13 protein-coding genes and 4 tRNA genes are annotated in these 17,789 nt (G+C 49.8%); 2 read left to right on the forward strand and 15 right to left on the reverse strand.

Features of this window, described 5'->3' with window-relative positions; translation table 11 throughout:
- Positions 1 to 22: 22 nt before the first annotated feature.
- The 8 genes from CD05_RS0112320 to CD05_RS0112360 all read right to left on the reverse strand — a co-directional run bounded on the left by CD05_RS0112320 (position 23) and on the right by CD05_RS0112360 (position 8,548).
- Positions 23 to 1,234, reverse strand: a complete 1,212-nt coding sequence (locus tag CD05_RS0112320; protein WP_028510749.1) for an NADP-dependent isocitrate dehydrogenase — start codon at positions 1,232 to 1,234, stop codon at positions 23 to 25.
- 23 nt (positions 1,235 to 1,257) lie between these two features.
- Positions 1,258 to 1,803: a Uma2 family endonuclease gene (locus CD05_RS0112325; protein WP_028510750.1), complete on the reverse strand. Its 546-nt coding sequence runs from the start codon at positions 1,801 to 1,803 to the stop codon at positions 1,258 to 1,260.
- Positions 1,804 to 1,816: 13 nt separating this feature from the next.
- On the reverse strand, positions 1,817 to 2,083 hold the full coding sequence (locus CD05_RS0112330; protein ID WP_028510751.1) for a hypothetical protein: 267 nt from the start codon (positions 2,081 to 2,083) through the stop codon (positions 1,817 to 1,819).
- Between the two features lie 19 nt (positions 2,084 to 2,102).
- On the reverse strand, positions 2,103 to 2,423 hold the full coding sequence (locus CD05_RS0112335; RefSeq protein ID WP_028510752.1) for a hypothetical protein: 321 nt from the start codon (positions 2,421 to 2,423) through the stop codon (positions 2,103 to 2,105).
- Positions 2,423 to 4,360, reverse strand: a complete 1,938-nt coding sequence (locus tag CD05_RS0112340; RefSeq protein ID WP_028510753.1) for an aconitate hydratase — start codon at positions 4,358 to 4,360, stop codon at positions 2,423 to 2,425. Before CD05_RS0112340 ends, CD05_RS0112335 begins: the two co-directional genes overlap by 1 nt.
- A gap of 487 nt (positions 4,361 to 4,847) precedes the next feature.
- Positions 4,848 to 6,509 carry a glycoside hydrolase family 36 protein gene (locus CD05_RS18565; protein ID WP_051588995.1) on the reverse strand — a complete coding sequence of 554 codons (1,662 nt, stop codon included), beginning with the start codon at positions 6,507 to 6,509 and terminating at the stop codon, positions 4,848 to 4,850.
- A 1-nt stretch (position 6,510) separates the two neighbouring features.
- Positions 6,511 to 7,881, reverse strand: coding sequence for an MFS transporter (locus tag CD05_RS0112355; RefSeq protein WP_028510755.1), 1,371 nt, complete (start codon positions 7,879 to 7,881; stop codon positions 6,511 to 6,513).
- A 28-nt stretch (positions 7,882 to 7,909) separates the two neighbouring features.
- Positions 7,910 to 8,548 (reverse strand): TetR/AcrR family transcriptional regulator, encoded by a 639-nt coding sequence (locus tag CD05_RS0112360; protein ID WP_028510756.1) that lies wholly within the window; start codon positions 8,546 to 8,548, stop codon positions 7,910 to 7,912.
- Positions 8,549 to 9,188: 640 nt separating this feature from the next.
- On the opposite strand from CD05_RS0112360, the gene CD05_RS0112365 reads away from it, so the two are divergent.
- On the forward strand, positions 9,189 to 10,640 hold the full coding sequence (locus CD05_RS0112365; protein WP_028510757.1) for a hypothetical protein: 1,452 nt from the start codon (positions 9,189 to 9,191) through the stop codon (positions 10,638 to 10,640).
- A 611-nt stretch (positions 10,641 to 11,251) separates the two neighbouring features.
- Here CD05_RS0112365 and nrdR read toward each other — a convergent pair.
- From nrdR to CD05_RS0112380, 3 genes are all read right to left on the reverse strand, one after another.
- The gene (gene nrdR, locus CD05_RS0112370) at positions 11,252 to 11,698 is read right to left on the reverse strand and encodes a transcriptional regulator NrdR (RefSeq protein WP_028510758.1); all 447 of its coding nucleotides are present in this window, start codon (positions 11,696 to 11,698) and stop codon (positions 11,252 to 11,254) included.
- A gap of 167 nt (positions 11,699 to 11,865) precedes the next feature.
- Positions 11,866 to 12,468 carry a bifunctional phosphoserine phosphatase/homoserine phosphotransferase ThrH gene (gene thrH / locus CD05_RS0112375; RefSeq protein WP_028510759.1) on the reverse strand — a complete coding sequence of 201 codons (603 nt, stop codon included), beginning with the start codon at positions 12,466 to 12,468 and terminating at the stop codon, positions 11,866 to 11,868.
- A gap of 913 nt (positions 12,469 to 13,381) precedes the next feature.
- Complete coding sequence (locus tag CD05_RS0112380; RefSeq protein WP_242841264.1) at positions 13,382 to 14,767, reverse strand: sugar transferase; 1,386 nt, start codon at positions 14,765 to 14,767, stop codon at positions 13,382 to 13,384.
- Positions 14,768 to 15,237: 470 nt separating this feature from the next.
- Between CD05_RS0112380 and CD05_RS0112385 the strand changes: the two genes are divergently transcribed.
- The gene (locus tag CD05_RS0112385; protein ID WP_028510761.1) at positions 15,238 to 16,680 is read left to right on the forward strand and encodes an extracellular solute-binding protein; all 1,443 of its coding nucleotides are present in this window, start codon (positions 15,238 to 15,240) and stop codon (positions 16,678 to 16,680) included.
- A gap of 656 nt (positions 16,681 to 17,336) precedes the next feature.
- Here the strand turns inward: CD05_RS0112385 and CD05_RS0112390 are convergent.
- The 4 genes from CD05_RS0112390 to CD05_RS0112405 all read right to left on the reverse strand — a co-directional run bounded on the left by CD05_RS0112390 (position 17,337) and on the right by CD05_RS0112405 (position 17,705).
- A tRNA-Gly gene (locus CD05_RS0112390) sits at positions 17,337 to 17,412 on the reverse strand.
- A gap of 5 nt (positions 17,413 to 17,417) precedes the next feature.
- Positions 17,418 to 17,493: transfer RNA gene (locus CD05_RS0112395), tRNA-Phe, on the reverse strand.
- A 2-nt stretch (positions 17,494 to 17,495) separates the two neighbouring features.
- Positions 17,496 to 17,572 (reverse strand) — tRNA-Asp (locus CD05_RS0112400).
- 57 nt (positions 17,573 to 17,629) lie between these two features.
- Positions 17,630 to 17,705, reverse strand: a tRNA-Val gene (locus tag CD05_RS0112405).
- Positions 17,706 to 17,789 lie beyond the last annotated feature (84 nt).

Below are 17,789 nucleotides of genomic sequence, written 5' to 3' on the forward strand. Positions count from 1 at the left end.
TTACCTGTTACCTGTTAACTGATCATAAGAGTGCTTTGAGTCTCTCGTCAACTGCTTTGAGGAAGTCCTCTGTGTTGACCTTCTGCTTGTTTTCGAGCTTTGAGAGCAGGTAGAGGTCACCTGTCATAACGCCGTTTTCGATAGTCTGGATAGTTGCCTTTTCCAGCTTGTCAGCAAACGCCATAAGCTCGGGAAGCTCATCGAGCTCGCCTCTCTTGCGCAGAGCGCCTGTCCATGCAAAGAGCGTAGCTACGGAGTTTGTGGAGGTCTCCTCGCCCTTGAGGTGCTTGTAGTAGTGGCGCTGAACTGTGCCGTGTGCTGCCTCGTACTCGTAAACGCCGTCAGGAGAAACGAGAACAGATGTCATCATAGCAAGCGAGCCGTAGGCTGTAGCTACCATGTCGGACATAACGTCGCCGTCGTAGTTCTTGCAAGCCCAGATATAGCCGCCCTCAGAGCGGATAACTCTTGCAACTGCGTCGTCTATGAGAGTGTAGAAATACTCGATGCCTGCCTCGGCAAACTTTTCCTTGTACTCGTTCTCGAATATCTCAGCAAAGATATCCTTGAATGTGTGGTCGTACTTCTTGGAGATAGTGTCCTTTGTAGCGAACCATACGTCCTTCTTGCAGTCAAGAGCGTAGTTGAAGCAAGCCCTTGCAAATGAGCCTATAGAGTCCTCTCTGTTGTGAAGACCCTGGATAATGCCTGCTGTGTCCTTGAAGTCAAATATCTGCTCCCTGGAAACATTGCCCTCGGCATCTGTGAGCACGAGCTCTGCCTTTGAGCCCTTGGGGCACTTCATCTCGACGTTCTTATACACATCGCCGTAAGCGTGACGTGCGATAGTGATAGGCTTTGTCCATGTAGGGATATAGGGGGTGATGCCCTTGACAAGTATAGGTGTGCGGAAGACTGTGCCGTCGAGCATTGCTCTTATTGTGCCGTTAGGCGACTTCCACATCTCCTTAAGGTTATACTCAGGCATTCTTGCGGCATTCGGTGTGATAGTTGCACACTTTACAGCTACGCCGTATTTCTTGGTAGCGTTTGCCGAGTCGATAGTTACCTGGTCGTCAGTCTCGTTTCTGTGAACAAGGCCAAGATCATAATACTCTGTCTTAAGGTCGATATACGGGGTGAGAAGGATATCCTTTATCTCCTGCCAGATAATTCTGGTCATCTCATCTCCGTCCATCTCAACTAAGGGTGTCTTCATCTGAATTTTTGACATATATCTATCCTCCAAAAATTTAATTACGATAAGAGTTTCGCTACATTGACGGTCAGCACGCCTTTATAGATGCCTACCGGTATATCCTGCGAAAAGGGATATATCTGCGGATAATCACCGTTATCGAAGTCATACACGAGCGTTCTTTCAAACTTCGGGTCGATTATCCAATATTCACGCACGCCGCTTTCTTTATAAAGAGCGAGCTTTCTTACATAATCGTCCGAGCGGTTTGACGACACCACCTCGATAACAAGATCCGGCGCACCGTTTATCCTTTTGCCGTCACGCTTATCAGCGTCACATACTACAAAAATATCAGGCTGAACGACATTGTATTCATCAAGCACAACATCGAACGGCGCCATAAAAGGCTTGCAGCTGCCGCCATTTTTGCTTATAAAATCCCTGAGCATTGAACACACGGAAAAGCTGATGTCAAAATGCAGCTCATCAGGCGCAGCAAGCGCCACTATCTCACCGTCGATAAGCTCTGTATGCTCATTGGTATCCTGAGTCTTTGCAAAGTATTCCTCTGCCGTATATTTCTTTTTTTCAGCAAGCGGCATAATCTCAACTCCTTTAAACTATCTCCTTAAGCCAGTCCATAATCGGCGTAAGGCCTATCCAGAAGGGGCTTGTTATCAACAGCGCTATTATCACATAGCAGGCTATCGCTGCTGCCCTGATTGCGGGTTTTGAAGGCTTATCATCTGTCTTTTTTGCTTTTGATAGCTTTACTATCCTGATAACTATGACTATGAGGATCAAAAGCAAAACAGCCGAAGCAGCAAAGATAATTTTAAGCGATTTGTCAAGTGCTATGAATATGGGAGCATAATCGTCCATATTAACCTCCTTTACGGGGTCAGCCCAACACCTTAAGCCTCACAAAAAGTATCACGCAGGCTATGATAAAGAAAAGTATACTTAGCCCGTCGGAAACAAAGACCGTTTTGCGCTTATTGTTATATTTCTTTTCAAGCCTTTTATATATCAGATCATAGTGCAGCACTATGCCGAGAACAAACCCGGCAAGCGCTATAAAAAAGGGCAGATAGATATGGTTTTTGTGAAGCTTTATCAGCTCCGGGAACACCAGCGCCACTAAAGCAAGCCCCGTGCCCGTGCCGGGCAGGTGGCGGTCGTGAAACTCTTCATCACGGTCGTTGTAGTCTCTTATGTACATTACTTAAGGCTCTCTCTTGTGTAATCAAGCAATCCGCCTGCAAGGATGATATCCTTTGTTCTGCCTGTGAGCTCGCAGAGAACGGGTATCTCTATGCCCTTTGTCTTGTCCTTGAGGGTAAGCTCTGTCTTGCCTGCCTCGATGTCAGCTCTGACATTTTCAAGAGCTATCTCGTCGCCCTGGTCTATCTTGTCGTAGTCAGCTTCGTTGACGAATGTGAGGGGGAGAATGCCTGCGTTTATAAGGTTTGCTCTGTGTATTCTTGCAAAGCTCTTGACAACTACTGCCTTGATGCCGAGGTAGAGAGGAGCAAGTGCTGCGTGCTCACGGGAGCTGCCCTGGCCGTAGTTCTGGCCGCCGACTATGATAGACTTGCCGAGGTTCTTGGCTCTTCTCGGGAAGTCCTCATCGCATACTGTGAAGCAGTGCTGCGAGATAGCAGGGATATTCGAGCGCAGAGGGAGTATCTTTGCGCCTGCCGGCATGATGTGGTCGGTAGTGATATTATCCTCGACCTTAAGAGACACCTTGCACTCGATGTTGTCAACGAGCGGAGCTGTCTCAGGGTAGGGCTTGATATTGGGGCCACGGAGTATCTCCACGCTGTCCATTTCTGCCTCAGCTGCCGGGGGCTCTACCATATTATCGTTTATCGTAAACTGCTTGGGCATCTCGAACTTAGGCATATCACCTAATTCTCTCGGGTCTGTCAGATAGCCCGTGAGTGCGGAGAGTGCAGCCATTTCGGGAGATACGAGGTATATCTGGCCGTCCTTTGTGCCCGACCTGCCCTCGAAGTTACGGTTGAATGTTCTTAAGGACACACCGCCTGAGTTGGGTGACTGACCCATGCCTATGCAGGGGCCGCAGGCAGATTCGAGTATTCTTGCGCCTGCATCTATCATTGCTGCAAGTGCGCCGTTTGAAGCTATCATATTGAGCACCTGCTTAGAGCCGGGAGCGATAGCGAGCGACACGCTCGGGTCAACAGTCTTGCCCTTAAGTATATATGCTACCTTCATCATATCCATAAAGCTGGAGTTTGTGCAGGAGCCGATACATACCTGGTCAACCTTTAACTTGCCTATCTCAGCGACTGTCTTTACATTGTCAGGGCTGTGGGGGCAGGCTGCCATAGGAACGATAGCGGAAAGGTCGATATCTATCTCCTCGTCGTATACTGCATCGTCATCTGCCTTAAGCTCTGTCCATGCATCAGCTCTGTCCTGAGCCTTAAGGAATTCAAGCGTTGTCTCGTCAGAGGGGAATATAGATGTTGTAGCGCCAAGCTCTGCGCCCATGTTTGTTATAGTTGCTCTCTCGGGAACGGTGAGTGTCTTGACACCCTCGCCGCAGTATTCTATTACCTTGCCGACACCGCCCTTGACGGACATTCTTCTTAATACTTCAAGGATAACGTCCTTTGCAGCCACCCAGGGGGAGAGCTTGCCTGTGAGGTTTACCTTGACGATCTTGGGGTATGTGATATAGTAAGCACCGCCGCCCATTGCAACTGCAACGTCAAGGCCGCCTGCACCTATAGCTATCATACCGATACCGCCGCCTGTGGGGGTATGGCTGTCAGAGCCGATAAGCGTCTTGCCGGGTATACCGAATCTTTCAAGGTGTACCTGGTGGCAGATGCCGTTGCCGGGGCGTGAGAAATAGATACCGTGCTTCTTGGCTACGGAGCCTATGAAGCGGTGGTCGTCAGCGTTCTCAAAGCCCGACTGGAGGGTGTTATGGTCTATATAAGCGACAGAGCGCTCTGTCTTTACTCTCGGAACGCCGATAGCCTCGAATTCGAGGTAAGCCATTGTGCCTGTAGCGTCCTGAGTGAGGGTCTGGTCTATCCTTATGCCTATTTCGTTTCCTTTTTTGAACTCGCCGTCTACAACGTGAGCCTTAAGTATCTTCTCGGTAAGTGTAAGTCCCATGATACAACATTCCTTCCGTAATAAATATACTATAATTATACTATATTTGCAAGTTGATGTCAAGGAAATTTCATTTTGGAAAGAGTGGGTACACAATAAATTTACATTGACCAAAAGGGCGAAAACGTGGTATAACAGCACTATACGAGAGGGCGATACACATGGAAAAAGACAAAAACGCCTTGGAAAGGATATACGACACATAAAAAACCATACCTTTTGGCAGAATACCGTTAACAGGTAACAAGTAACAGGTAACAGGTAACAGGTAATGTGCGCCCTTACGGGCGCTTATGCCCATTCGGGCAATGCAGCATAAGCTATTCCTGAAAACAATAAGCCTCCGTGGATCATCATTCGTGTCCCGGAGGCTATTTTTTTTAGATACGTCCGCCGCAGGGAAATGTTTTGCATAGCAAAACTTTCTTCTTATCGGCTTTGCCGATAAGACACGACACCTTACCTGTTACCTGTTACCTGTGACCTGTTACCTGCTTTTGTGTATCCCTCCTGTGGGGGAAAGCTCGGCGGTGGTCTTTTTGCCGTTTCGCAGGTATGTAAAGGTCACTGTTCCGTCTTCTGTATCCACATCGCCATGCTTGCAGCCACGAAGGCTCTTAGCAAGAGCGAGAACACGCTTTTGCTTGTCGCTGTAGGCGGAGATATCGTCAGATGTGAAATATACGCTGCCGAAAAGGTCATTTACTATCGCAAGTGATTGCTTCTGTATATTTGACAGGCTGTTGCCCTCGTCACGCAGCAGGAAAACATCAGGGTCGTTCAGGAATGCACGCTTGTCGAGCTGGCGGCGGAATATGGTGTTCAGCATGGAATTCTTTGTTGACACACGTTCTCTGTGGGTCAGCTGCATGAGCATATTGTCGTTCCAGCTAAGCCCGACATCGCAGCCGATGCGGCAGTAATCGACCACGCCGAAGGCCGATGCGAGCGGCACGCCGCAGCCGAGTATCAGCTTGTCACCGCACAGGCGGCGAAGCAGCTGCATAGCGTCATTCATCACCTCGCCACGGGTCTTGCCGCCGTGAGGGATAATGCAGGCAGCGTACAGAAAATCGAGCTTGACCATGTCAAAGCCCCATTTATTAAGCACCGTGTCAAATACCTTTTCAAGATACTCCTGCACATCGGGGTCGTAGATATCGAGCGCAAATGAGCCTGACCAGTTGCAGCCGGCAGGAACGGGTGCGCCGTTTTTATCCTTAAGCAGCATATCCTTTCTGCGGCGGTAGATATAGGAGTTTCGCTCGCAGACGAACGGTGCGAGCCACAGCCCTGCCATAAGGCCTTTTTCGTGTATCCTGTCGCAGACATACTTCATGCCGTGGGGGAATTTTTCGGCATTTACCTTCAGCCAGTCGCCGACCCCCTTTTGGAAGCCGTCGTCTATCTGGAATATATCCATGCCGCCCTGCGCAGACACTCCTTCAAGATCAAACAGCAGCTTTTCCTCGGTGATGTCCTGATAGTGGCGGTACCAGCTCGTGTAGCCGGATATAGGTCTGGCATCACGGCACTTTATCTTTGAAAGCTCAAAGAAGCGGTCAAATACTTCACCCTCGCTGCCGGTGATAACGGCTATGTCAAGAGCTGTGAAGCTGCCAGTGTAGCGCCTGCCCTCACAGTCTTTCTCGAAGCTGACCTCGCCGTCTGAGGACAGAACTCTTATCAGCGTAAAGCCGTCACGCTCATTGAGAGAGCCGAAAAGCTGAAAGGTGCTCTCCTCTCTTATATAACCGTAGCTGTAGCCGTGAAAATCCCCTGCCCTGCCTGAGTATGAGGTGAAGTTATAGTCGCCGTATTTATCGAAGTTATATCTTCGCACGAGCGCTTTGGGGATATGGTCGATACCTGTCATTTTTTCATGTATCTCGTATTCACGGCTGTCCGTCCACGATTGATAGCCGTTTATAAACACACGGTCATGCTCGGTGATATGCGCTCTGGCGGTTATTGCGAGCGTGTCGAAGGCTATCCCCTCGCCGTCAGTCTTCGGGGTCACAAAAAGGCTCACCCTCTCGCCCTCACAAACGAGCCTTGCATCAAAATCCTCTGTGACTATCCTGTCGGAGAACTGATAGCTCATATCGCCTATGCGGACAGTTGCATAAAAATCTGTAAGCTGTTTCATTTTACTGCTCCTCCGTTTTCTGCTGTGCGCCCTCTGCTATCACGCCTGTGACCTTCCTCTCATCGTATGCACCGAGGATAAGGCCGCCGATAAGGCAGAGCGCTGCGGCTGCGGCTGCTGTTATACGAAGCCCGAAGCCGTTCTCGCCTATGCCCTTTATTGATGTAAAAAGCACCATAGCGAGCGCCTGACCCATTTTCATGGCAAAGGTGCGTGCTGCAAAGAACATACCCTCTCTGCTTTCACCTGTCTTTATGCCGTCAGCCTGCGCAACGTCTGCAACGATAGCCTGCGGCAGGATACCGAGCACTGCCATCGGGATAGATGCAAATATCGCTATCATAAGGCCGTTGACCATTTTAGGCAGGCCGAGCTTGCCGGCAAATGCCGTGAACAGGAACACAAGGCTGAAGAATATAAATGCGCTTATAACGAGCTTTTTCTTGCCGAGCTTTTTGGCCAGGATATTTACGGGGGCGTAGAACACAAGGCTCATAGCGGTCATCGTTGCAAAGAGGATAAAGGTCTTGTCTGCATCAAGGCCGATAAGGGTAGTGATATAGAATGACAGCCCCGTCTGGAACATAGTGAGTGCCACCCAGTAGAAGATATCCGAATAGACGAACTTGCGAAACTCCTTATTCGAGAATGTCTTTGCAAGGGAGGCAAAGGCAGGTGTCTCGGAGGGGGTGGTGTCGGCATAGTCGCTTTCCTTTATGGTGAACACAGGCACGAGCATACAAACAGCTGCGACTGCTGCGAGGATACCGATAGTTATACGGAAGGAATTTGCATACCCAACACTGTCACGGAAAAAGCCTGCGATATTGGGGACAAGGTAGGAAAATGCAGTACCCATAAAGAATGTTACGGAAATGTAGGTCGAGACATTTATCCTGTCCTTGGGGTCTTTGCCAAGCTCGGGGAGCAGGGCGTTATACGGGGTGCAGTAGATAGTCATAAAGAGGTAGAAAAGCAGCAGTGTCACAAGCAGCATACCGTTATTTACCCACGAGACTTCGCTTACCGGGGAGACAAATATCAGCACTGTGACTGCCGCAAATGGCACGGCGATAGCTCTCATAAAGGGTATGCGCCTGCCGTCCTTATGCCTGCATCTGTCTGACTTTGATGCGATATACGGGTCTGTCACAGCATCAAAGAGCCTGCCGATAGCGGTGATGATGCCGATAACGGTTAGGCCTAAGAATATACTTCCCTGCGTGATAAAGAGCTTCTGCCCGGCATCTGTTTCGCTGCTCTCGGGCATATAGAAAAACACCAGCCAGTTTGACACGATACCGGAGAGCATACTCCAGCCGAGCTGGCCTATGGCAAACTGCCACAGAACTTTATTTGTTACCTTTTTCATAGCACACCTCCTGTAATAGCTTACCCTGCTATGCCTTTATATAGGCAAGCGCCATATCCACCATGAACCGCAGCTCGTGCTCGCCGCCGGCGTCCGACTCGAACACCTTGCCACGGGAGAATTTCTCGCTCATGAGCATAAGTGCGTGGGTGACGGATACATACACAAGCCCGAAGTCGATATCAGGCTTTGTCGTGCCGTCCTTAACGCCGTCACGGTAGGCTGTTTCAAAGAGCGGATAGAAATCAAGCACGCTCCTCTCATACTCGCTGAGCGCCTCGGGGCTTATTTTTTCATTGACTGCAAAGCGGTCAAAGCTGTCAACAAACCGCAGGAAATCCTGGTGCGAGATATAGAGCACCCGAAAGACCTTCATCAGCTCGCAAAGCCTGTCGTAGCCGCTTTTATCTAAAAAATAGGGGCTTTCAAACACGCCGTCGAACAGCGCCCTTATCCTGCCCCACAGCACAGCGCCGGCCTTAGCGACGATATCGCCCTTTGTGCCGAAGTAGCGGTAGAGCGAGGCCACGCCGATACCGCATTTTTCAGCGATATCAGTCATCTTGATATCCTCGACATTGCCCTGCAAAAGGAGCTCTGCCGCCGCTTCTACCGCTTCATTCATACGGTCATTTTTCGCATTTTCAATAATTTTTTTATATTCCACTTGACAAACGCTCCTTTTTGTGATAGACTTACTATCAGTATGATATATATACTATCACACTTTTCCGAAAAAGTCAAGAGTTTATGAAAAAAATTAACACCTCGGTCAACTCGGCAACTATTTTTTTAGGTAAAACGCATCAAACCGAAGGGGTTTGAGGGCGCAAGAGCCCCCCCTATTTCAGGTAACAGGTAACAGGTTACAGGTAACAGGTATGGTGTCGGCTTACGCCGACGAATGCCCATTCGGGCAGAGCCGCCGAAGGCGGCGAACCGAAGGGTCGAGGGGCGACCGGAAAGCCCCTCGTGTACCCTATGGGAGCGAGAAAGCGACCTTGAAGGAACGCACCCGAACATATCAGCTCACGGCGAGAACTTTGCTTTTTCCTACGCTACGAATAGGGGGGCTTTCCGGTCGCCCCCCTGCGTCAGCGAAGCTGCCGCTCACCCCCTTCGGGTGCATATCCTACGATTTAGCTGAAACCGTCAGGTCGGAACGGCCGAATGGCCATCCGTCGGCGCCAGCCGACACCACAATTATGCATTATGCATTGTAAAAGCATTATGCATTAAAAAAGTATTATGCATTCATTATCACCTGTCCCCAAACAGGATGTCTGTTATCAGAAAGGAGCACTGCTATGTACGACGCAACAAACATTTTTGGCAACGAGATGAGCAAAAAGGACTGCCGCAAGGCTGAGAGCAACAAGCGAAAGCTCGCTAAAAAGCACGGCGATGACAGCGAGAAGATATACCACCTCAGAGCAGAGGAAAACCCGACTATCGGCAGCACGCTCGGCGTGAAAACGCTTGTGATGAGTGACTCGCCCCTTGAAATCGACAAGTCAAGCTCTGTTATAATAGGTAATATCAGAATGGGCTTCGGCCATTACAGGATATCTATGGCTCTGGCTTCGGCGGCTCACGCTATGGGCTACACCCCCTACTGGCTCGACCTAAACTCCTTTGAGGGAACGGCGGCTACAAACATTATCTCGGCGCAGAATGAGCTGTATTCGCTCGGCTCACGCATTTCGCAAAAGAGCTTTCTTTTCAACAAGCTGGTGTGGGAGCCGGTGAACACCGAGCTGTTTCGCCGCCTTGCATACAACTGCTCCGACCAGATGATGACTTCCCTTATGACCGGGCTGTACGCCGACCTGCCGAAGGACATTCCCTTTGTCGCAGCACACGCATGGCCTGCACAGGCGGCTGTCCACGCAGGGCTTACAAATGTTGTCAATGCGATCCCCGACAACTGGCCTATGGCGCTGCACCTGTCGGAGGGGGCTATACACACGGTACAGACACAGAGCTCATACATGGGCTACAAGGTGCTGCGCGGCATGGACAAAAAGCGCCTGCTGCGCCCCATGCCCGAGGGAAGCGTTAAATACACAGGCCACTACATCGACCACGAGCTCGTATCAAACATCGGTGCTGACAACGCACGCAGGCAGGCCAGAGCAGCATCGGGCAAAGCAAAGAGATACCTGCTCACCATAGGCGGTGCAGGCGCACAGCAGGAGATATTCGTATCTATCATAAGGCAGCTGCTCCCCTATATAAAGAAAAACAAAGCCGCCCTCTTTGTAAACCTCGGCGACCACAAGGACGCATGGGAAAACATAAGAAAGCAGCTTCCTGACATAGGCAGTCTTATCCACGAGCACTACGACAACTTTACTGAGACGAGCGAGTTTGCAGAGAATGCGCTTGACAGTGATGTGAGCGGCATACACATATTCTTCCACAAGGACATATTCGCAGCAGTTTACTCGACAAATCTGCTGATGCGTGCCTGTGATGTACTGATAACCAAGCCCAGCGAGCTTGCCTTCTACCCCGTGCCCAAGCTGATGATAAAGCGTGTAGGCGGTCACGAAGCGTGGGGTGCTATCCGTGCTGCCGAGATAGGCGACGGCACCTTTGAATGCGACACCCCGAGAGACATCACGACGATGCTGCGTTCATTACAGAAGACCGACGAGCTGACAGGCTTCATGCGAGAGAGCATTATCGCCGCCGACAAGGCCGGCGTTTATGGCGGCGCATACAAGGCGGTAGAGCTGGCGGTGGGCAACAGATAACAGTTAGGAGTTAACAGTTATCAGTTTACAGTTAACAGTTGAGGTGTCGGCTTACGCCGATTTATGGCCATTCGGCCAGGAACGCTGCGCTCAGTGAAGAGTGAAGAGTGAATAGTGAATAGTGAATAGTTGTGGTGCGGCAAAGCCGCTTATGCCCATTCGGGCAATATGGAGCTGAGGAAAGGCAAGTCCGAAGGGGGTGGCGAAGGCGAAGCCGGAGCAGGGGGGCGACCGGAAAGCCCCCCTACCGTAGCGTAGGAATAAGCAAAGCTCTCGCCGTGAGCTGAAACGTCAGGGTGCTTTCCTTCAAGGGAACGCTCTCGTTACCAAGGGGGTACACGAGGGGCTTTCGAGCCGGCTTTGTCGGCTCATGCGCCACCTCGACCCTTCGGAATGTCGCCTTACGCTATACTGTCGGAAAGGAACGCCCGAATGGGCATCTCGTCGGCGTAAGCCGACACCACAACTGTTACCTGTTACCTGTTAACTGTTAACTGACCAAGCGCCGCACCTGCATTATGCATTCTTAATTATGCATTATATTATGCATTATATGAAAAGGCCGCTGTGCGTTATCTTTCTCGCATCAGCGGTCTTCGTTTTGCTGTATATTACTTTTCGGATAATTCTGTGATTATCTGTACAAAGGAATCAACGTCGTTGAAGTCCTTGTAAACAGAGGCGAAGCGGACGTATGCCACAAGGTCGAGCTCCTTAAGGCCTGCGAGCACTCTGTCGCCTATCTCACTGGTCGTAGTCTCGGTGAGCATACGGTTTGCGTAGTAGTTCTCGATGTTGTCAACAAGCTCGTTGAGCTGGTCAACACTTACCGGACGCTTTTTGATAGCGCTCTGTATGCCCTTGATGAGCTTTTCCCGATCAAACGGCTCAAAGCTGCCATCACGCTTGTCCACCATAAGTGCAGGCTTTTCTATGACCTCGTAGGTCGTAAAGCGCTTGCCGCACTGGCTGCATTCACGCCTGCGGCGCTTTTTCCCCTCACTCGGACGGGAATCTATTACTTTTGTATCCTCATATCCGCAAAACGGGCATTTCATAGCATTGCCTCCACTTCTTTATATAGTTTACAGTGAACAGTTATCAGTTAACAGTTAAGGTGTGCGGCTGCGCCGCACGGATCTTAAATGATCTTTCTTCTCACAAACGGTGCGATGAACACGATACCAAACGAGTCGAAAACAGCGCACATCTGTCGCATTATTGATTATACAAGCTCCTTCTTGATAGCTGCAAGAAGCTCATCGTAAGTCTCGTAAGCCGGGATATCAGGGTACTCAGCCTTGATAGCGTCTGTGCTCTTGAAAAGGAAGCCGGCCTTGCTTGCCTGGATCATACCGAGGTCGTTATGGCTGTCGCCGCTTGCTATAGTCTCAAGGCCTGCCGACTGGAGAGCCTTAACGGTCGTATACTTACTCTTTTCGCAGCGCATCTTATAGCCTGTTATCTCGCCGTTATCAGCAACTTCAAGGCTGTTGCAGAAGATAGTCGGGTAGCCGAGCTTCTTCATAAGAGGGCCTGCGAACTGCTCGAATGTATCAGAAAGGATAAGCACCTGGCAGATACTTCTGAGCTCATCCAAAAACTCCTTAGCGCCGGGCATAGGGTCTATCTTAGCGATAGTTTCCTGTATCTCCTTAAGGCCCAGGCCGTGTTCTTTAAGGATACCTATACGGTAGTTCATGAGCTTATCGTAGTCAGGCTCATCACGGGTAGTTCTCTTAAGCTCAGGGATACCTGTTTCCTCAGCGAAAGCTATCCAAATCTCAGGCACCAATACGCCTTCGAGGTCAAGACAAGTTACATACATAATTGATTCCTCCATCAATATATTTATTTACTTGTTAATTATATCACAAGGAAACGGATTTGTCAATTATTTGTCGAAAAAAATGTACAGATTTTTTGAATTTTCTTATCACAAGGAGCATAAGGCTTAACAAAAGTCGCTTCTGAACAGTATTTTGTACAGAAAGCGGCGAGTTGGAAGATATGGAGCGAAGGGGGTGCAGAGGCGACCGCAAAGCCCCACTTTTTCAGGTAACAGGTGCTTTTTCAATGCATAATGCATAATGCATAATGCATAATTGAGGTGCGCCTGACGGCGCTTATTGCAAGTTTCGCTTTGCGAAACTTGGCTGTGAAGCGCAAGCAGACGAGCCCCATATCGGGCAATATGTGACCGAGGAACGGCAATTCCGAAGGGGTAGTCTTCTTCTTCGTCGTCCTTGTCGTAAGTGTCAGGATATCCCCGAAGGGGGTGGCGCAGGCGAAGCCGAAGCAGGGGGGCAACCGGAAAGCCCCCCTACCGTAGCGTAAGATAAGTGAGAGACTACCCTTGAAGCTATTTTATGGGAGAGGTTTTCCTTCAAGGCCACTCTCTCGCTCCCCTGGGGGTACAGGGAGGGGCGCACACGCCCCTCGACCCCTCTTATGCCGCCTTCGGCGGCGGCCGCAAATGCGGTCGCTTCGTGCCTTCGGCACGGCTCACCTGTTTGCGGCGTGGGCGGCGAACAGTATTCGTTCCGGAATTGGTTTTGAGGCTCGGAGTGCGTGCGGTTTCTTCACTGTGTTCGCCGCCCGGTCGGCTCCGCCGATGTGGGGCCAGCCCCACACCCTGCAAACTTTTTTTGAGGAAAAAAGTTTGACAAAAAACCTTTTTACCCCTTATTCTCCCCCGGTAACGCAAAAACCCCGGAGTTTTCTTTTCTCCGGGGTACATCTTATGTGCTTTTCTTTTCTGTCTTTATTTTCTTTTCTTTCTTATCTTTCTTATCTTCCTTTACGCCCTCAGTTGCGCTCGGCGTGAACACCGTCTTTATCGTCATAAGTATTATCCTCATATCAAGCAGCAATGACTGTCTCTCGATATACATAAGATCCATCTTAAGTTTATCATAAGGTGTCGTATTATACTTACCCATGACCTGCGCATAACCGGTAAGTCCGGCTTTTGTCTTCAGGCGGTATTTGAATTCGGGCATCGTCTGCATATATTTCTCGGCTATCTCAGGCCGCTCGGGTCTTGGCCCCACGAAAGACATATCGCCCATAAGTATATTGAAAAGCTGCGGCAGCTCGTCAAAGCGTATCTTTCTGATGAGCTTGCCGACAGGGGTTATCCTGCTGTCGTTCTGTTTAGCGAGCACAGCGCCGCTCTTTTTCTCAGCGCCGACTATCATACTGCGGAACTTATAAACATCAAACTTCCTGCCGTCTATAGTCAGTCTTCTCTGTTTGTAGAGCACAGGCCCTCCGTCATACGCCTTTATAGCTATCGCTGTGACGAGCATAAAGGGAAGCGCTATCACGAGCCCTATCACCGACAGCACAAGGTCAAGTATACGCTTCATCAGCTTCTGCTCGAACTTAAGGCCTGAGTTACGGTTGAGAAGAAGCGGCGTATCGAACATATTGAAATCATCTGCGCCTCTGATGATTATATCTGATATCTTGGGGTTGATATAAACTCTGATAGACTTATCAAGGCAGTATTTGAGCAGCTCGCTCCTGAGCTCGTGGGGGATATCGTTGATGATGACTGCGTCGTACTCATTGATACGGTCGATTATCTCGTCATAGCTTTCCTCGCAGCTGACAGCCTCGCAGATAACGTACTTATCTCCCCTTCTGCCCATTTTCTTGATGAGCTCGACGGCGTTCTTATTGCCGTAGACGACGACCATTCGCCGTGGAGGGTAGAGCCTTGCGAACAATGCGCTGAACACATACACCCACAGAACGAGCAAACAGAACTCAAACGCCGTGAGTGCGAGCATAGGTCTGACAGAAAGTCTGCCTCGGCCGATAAGCGATATCATCACGAAGGTCACTGTATTTGCCGACAGCGTACCTATGACCTGCGAGCCGATAAGCGAGAGCTCGGTATAATACCCGAGGTGGAACGCCCCGAAAAAGCTCGAAACGAACACATAGAGCACTGCATATATAAGCACTAAGAGTATATTACCTTTTTTCCAGAACGGATCCTCCATGAACTCGTTATAGGAGTTGTTCCACACCTCGCTGAAAGCAAGGGTGAACATCGTCACTATGACCGCAGATGCAAGGAGGTTTATTATCCTTTTGAACTGCTCCTTATTATTCAATGCCATTCTCCTAAAAATGATATAGAATTAAACTATTCTCTATTATAACACCTTTTTTGAGATTTAGCAAGGGTATAACAGTGCAACAGTCGATTCGGGCTGCATCGCAGCGCCCGGCTGCTCACAGCCAAGCATCGGCCGCTGCCTGTGCATTTATGCAAAACCGGCGAATATACGTCACCGGCGGCAAGGGTCTGCAAGTCGAGGTAAATTTATTGTTAATATGTTAGAATACATCTCGTTAAAACGTTTACTGAAAACGAATACACAAGTTTTTTGTGAGAGCTTTGTGAAAGGTGCATAATATAATAAACATTTTATATTGCAATCTGCTGATTGACTAACCCGGCGATTTTTGTTATTATAGTGATACAGAATTAAGCCAAAATGCCCATATATCGGGCATTTGAGCACACAAATGCAAACGAAAGAAAATGTTTTTTATTACAATTGAAGGAGGATAACATAACATGAAACTTTCAAAGCGTATTCTTGCCGGTGTTTTTGCACTCAGCACAGCCCTCAGCGTTTCTGCCTGCGGTAACAAGGACAGCTCGACAGAGTCAAGCTCTATCCCTGTTCACGAGCTTACCGAAGACCAGACTGCGATAATCGACAAGTTCGCAGAGACGCTGCCGGATCTTAAATTTGAGAACAAGGAAGTAAAGTGGCTCTCCCACTACGACATCAACCCCTCTGACGGTCAGTCAAAGTCTGCTGACATCTACATCTTTGAAGAGAAGTACGGCGGCAAGCTGACATGGGTACAGTCAACATGGAACACAAGATACGATGACCTTGCAAAGCACGTTATGGCAGGCAGCTCACCTGATATGTTCCCTGCTGATGATATGGACACATTCCCGATGGGCGCTATCAGAGCGATGTTCCAGCCGATAGACAAGTACATCGACCTTGACTCCGACCTCTGGAAGGATTCAAAGAGCGCCTGCGACGCATTCTACTTCAACGGCGGCCACTACACAGCAGTTATAAACGTTCAGCCTAACTACGCTTGTATCTACAACACAGCCTGCGTTGACGAGGCAGGTCTTGACCAGCCTAAGGATCTCTTTGAGAAGGGCGAGTGGAACTGGGATACATTCGAGGAAATGTGCCTTGCATTCACAGATGCTGACAACCAGAAGTACGCTCTTGACGGCTACTGGTACGGCAACGCTATCTCCGAGACCTGCGGCGTTCCGCTTATCGGCTTAAAGGACGGCAAGGTAGTACAGAACTTAGGCGACCCGGCTATCCTTGAGATACAGGAGAGAATGTACAACCTCCAGAAGAACAATGTCGTATTCCCGAGAGCTGAGAACAACTGGGCTCCGAGAGGCGGCGACGGCAACGGCTACGGCCTTGCAACTCACGAGACACTGTTCTATCCTATGGGTCTGTGGGGCATCGAGGCTGATCCTGAGAACACCAAGAACTACGGCGATGTTGCGTCAGGCGAGATAATGTTCGTTCCTATGCCGACAAACCCGAAGGGCGATACATACTATGTATCCTCCAGAGTTCACGGCTTCAACCTCTGCATGGGCGCTCCCAACCCCGAGGGCTTTGCAGCTTACTGCGCAGTTCAGAAGTACTGCGACACAAGCGAGGACATCAAGAAGATCGGCGACGACCAGCTCCGTGACAACTACAAGTGGACAGACGAGATGATCGAGATGAGACACACTCTCTACGATATGGCAGCTGCTCACCCTGTATTCGACTTCCAGAACGGCGTATCGCCTGACATATCCTCCACAATGCAGAACGTATCTCAGGCTTCCATGATCTCCGGCGGCAACCAGATCACATGGACAGAGTGCCGTGAGACATACGAGACAGGTCTTCAGTACTACATCGACAAGGAAAACAAGAACATTGCTACTGAGCCTACCGACGCTAAGAAGTAATATGATATTTAAAGCACCGCCCACAGCGCAGGCGCAATAAACAGACCTTATTCAGGCACTTTTGTTGAGAGATCGGCAAAAGTGCCTTTTTATGCGCAGGCGGCGTTTTCAGTTAACAGTTATGAGTTAACAGTTAACAGTTAAGGTATCGGCTTACGCCGATGAGATGGCCATTCGGCCGGTAACGCTGCGCTCAGTGAAGAGTGAATAGTGAAGAATGAATAGTGAATTGAACCTGCTAACGCAGGACGTTATGCCCATTCGGGCGGTCTTCGTCCTCCACTTCGTGTATTGGGGTGAACCCGAAGGGGGTGGCGTAGGCGCAGCCGAAGCAGGGGGGCGACCGGAAAGCCCCCCTATCCGTAGCGTAGGATAAAGCAAAGCTCTCGCCCTGAGCTGAAATGTCCGGGTACTTTCCTTCAAGGGAGCACTCTCGCTCCCATAGGGTACACGAGGGGCTTTCGAGCCGACCTTGTCGGCTAAAGCGCTGCCTCGACTCTTCGGTTCGCCGCCTTCGGCGGCTCTGGCCGAATGGCCATACCGTGTGCCCTCGGCGCACACCACAACTGTTAACTGTAAACTGTTAACTGTTAACTGGATTTGCAGCACAATACAAAAACAGCCGACCGGCATAACGTCGATCGGCTGTGCTTTTGTGGAGCGGATTACGAGGCTCGAACTCGCTACCTCCACCTTGGCAAGGTGGCGCTCTACCAGATGAGCTAAATCCGCATATTTGGTGCTTCCGGACGGAATCGAACCATCGACACGGGGATTTTCAGTCCCCTGCTCTACCTACTGAGCTACAGAAGCATTGGCGACCGGAATGGGGCTCGAACCCACGACCTCCAGCGTGACAGGCTGGCGTTCTAACCAACTGAACTACCCGGCCATATAACGGATAGCAGTTTCCGGATACCCGTTAAAAAAATCCCTGTGAAAGGGATTTTGGTGGAAACTATAGGGCTCGAACCTATGACCCTCTGCTTGTAAGGCAGATGCTCTCCCAGCTGAGCTAAGCTTCCATTTGTTTATTGTGTGTTTCACAACATATACAATTATACACCATAAGCTCCGCTTTGTCAAGCACTTTTTTAAGATTTGGCTAT

It is taken from the genome of Ruminococcus sp. NK3A76, from assembly GCF_000686125.1.
Lineage (GTDB): Bacteria > Bacillota > Clostridia > Oscillospirales > Ruminococcaceae > NK3A76.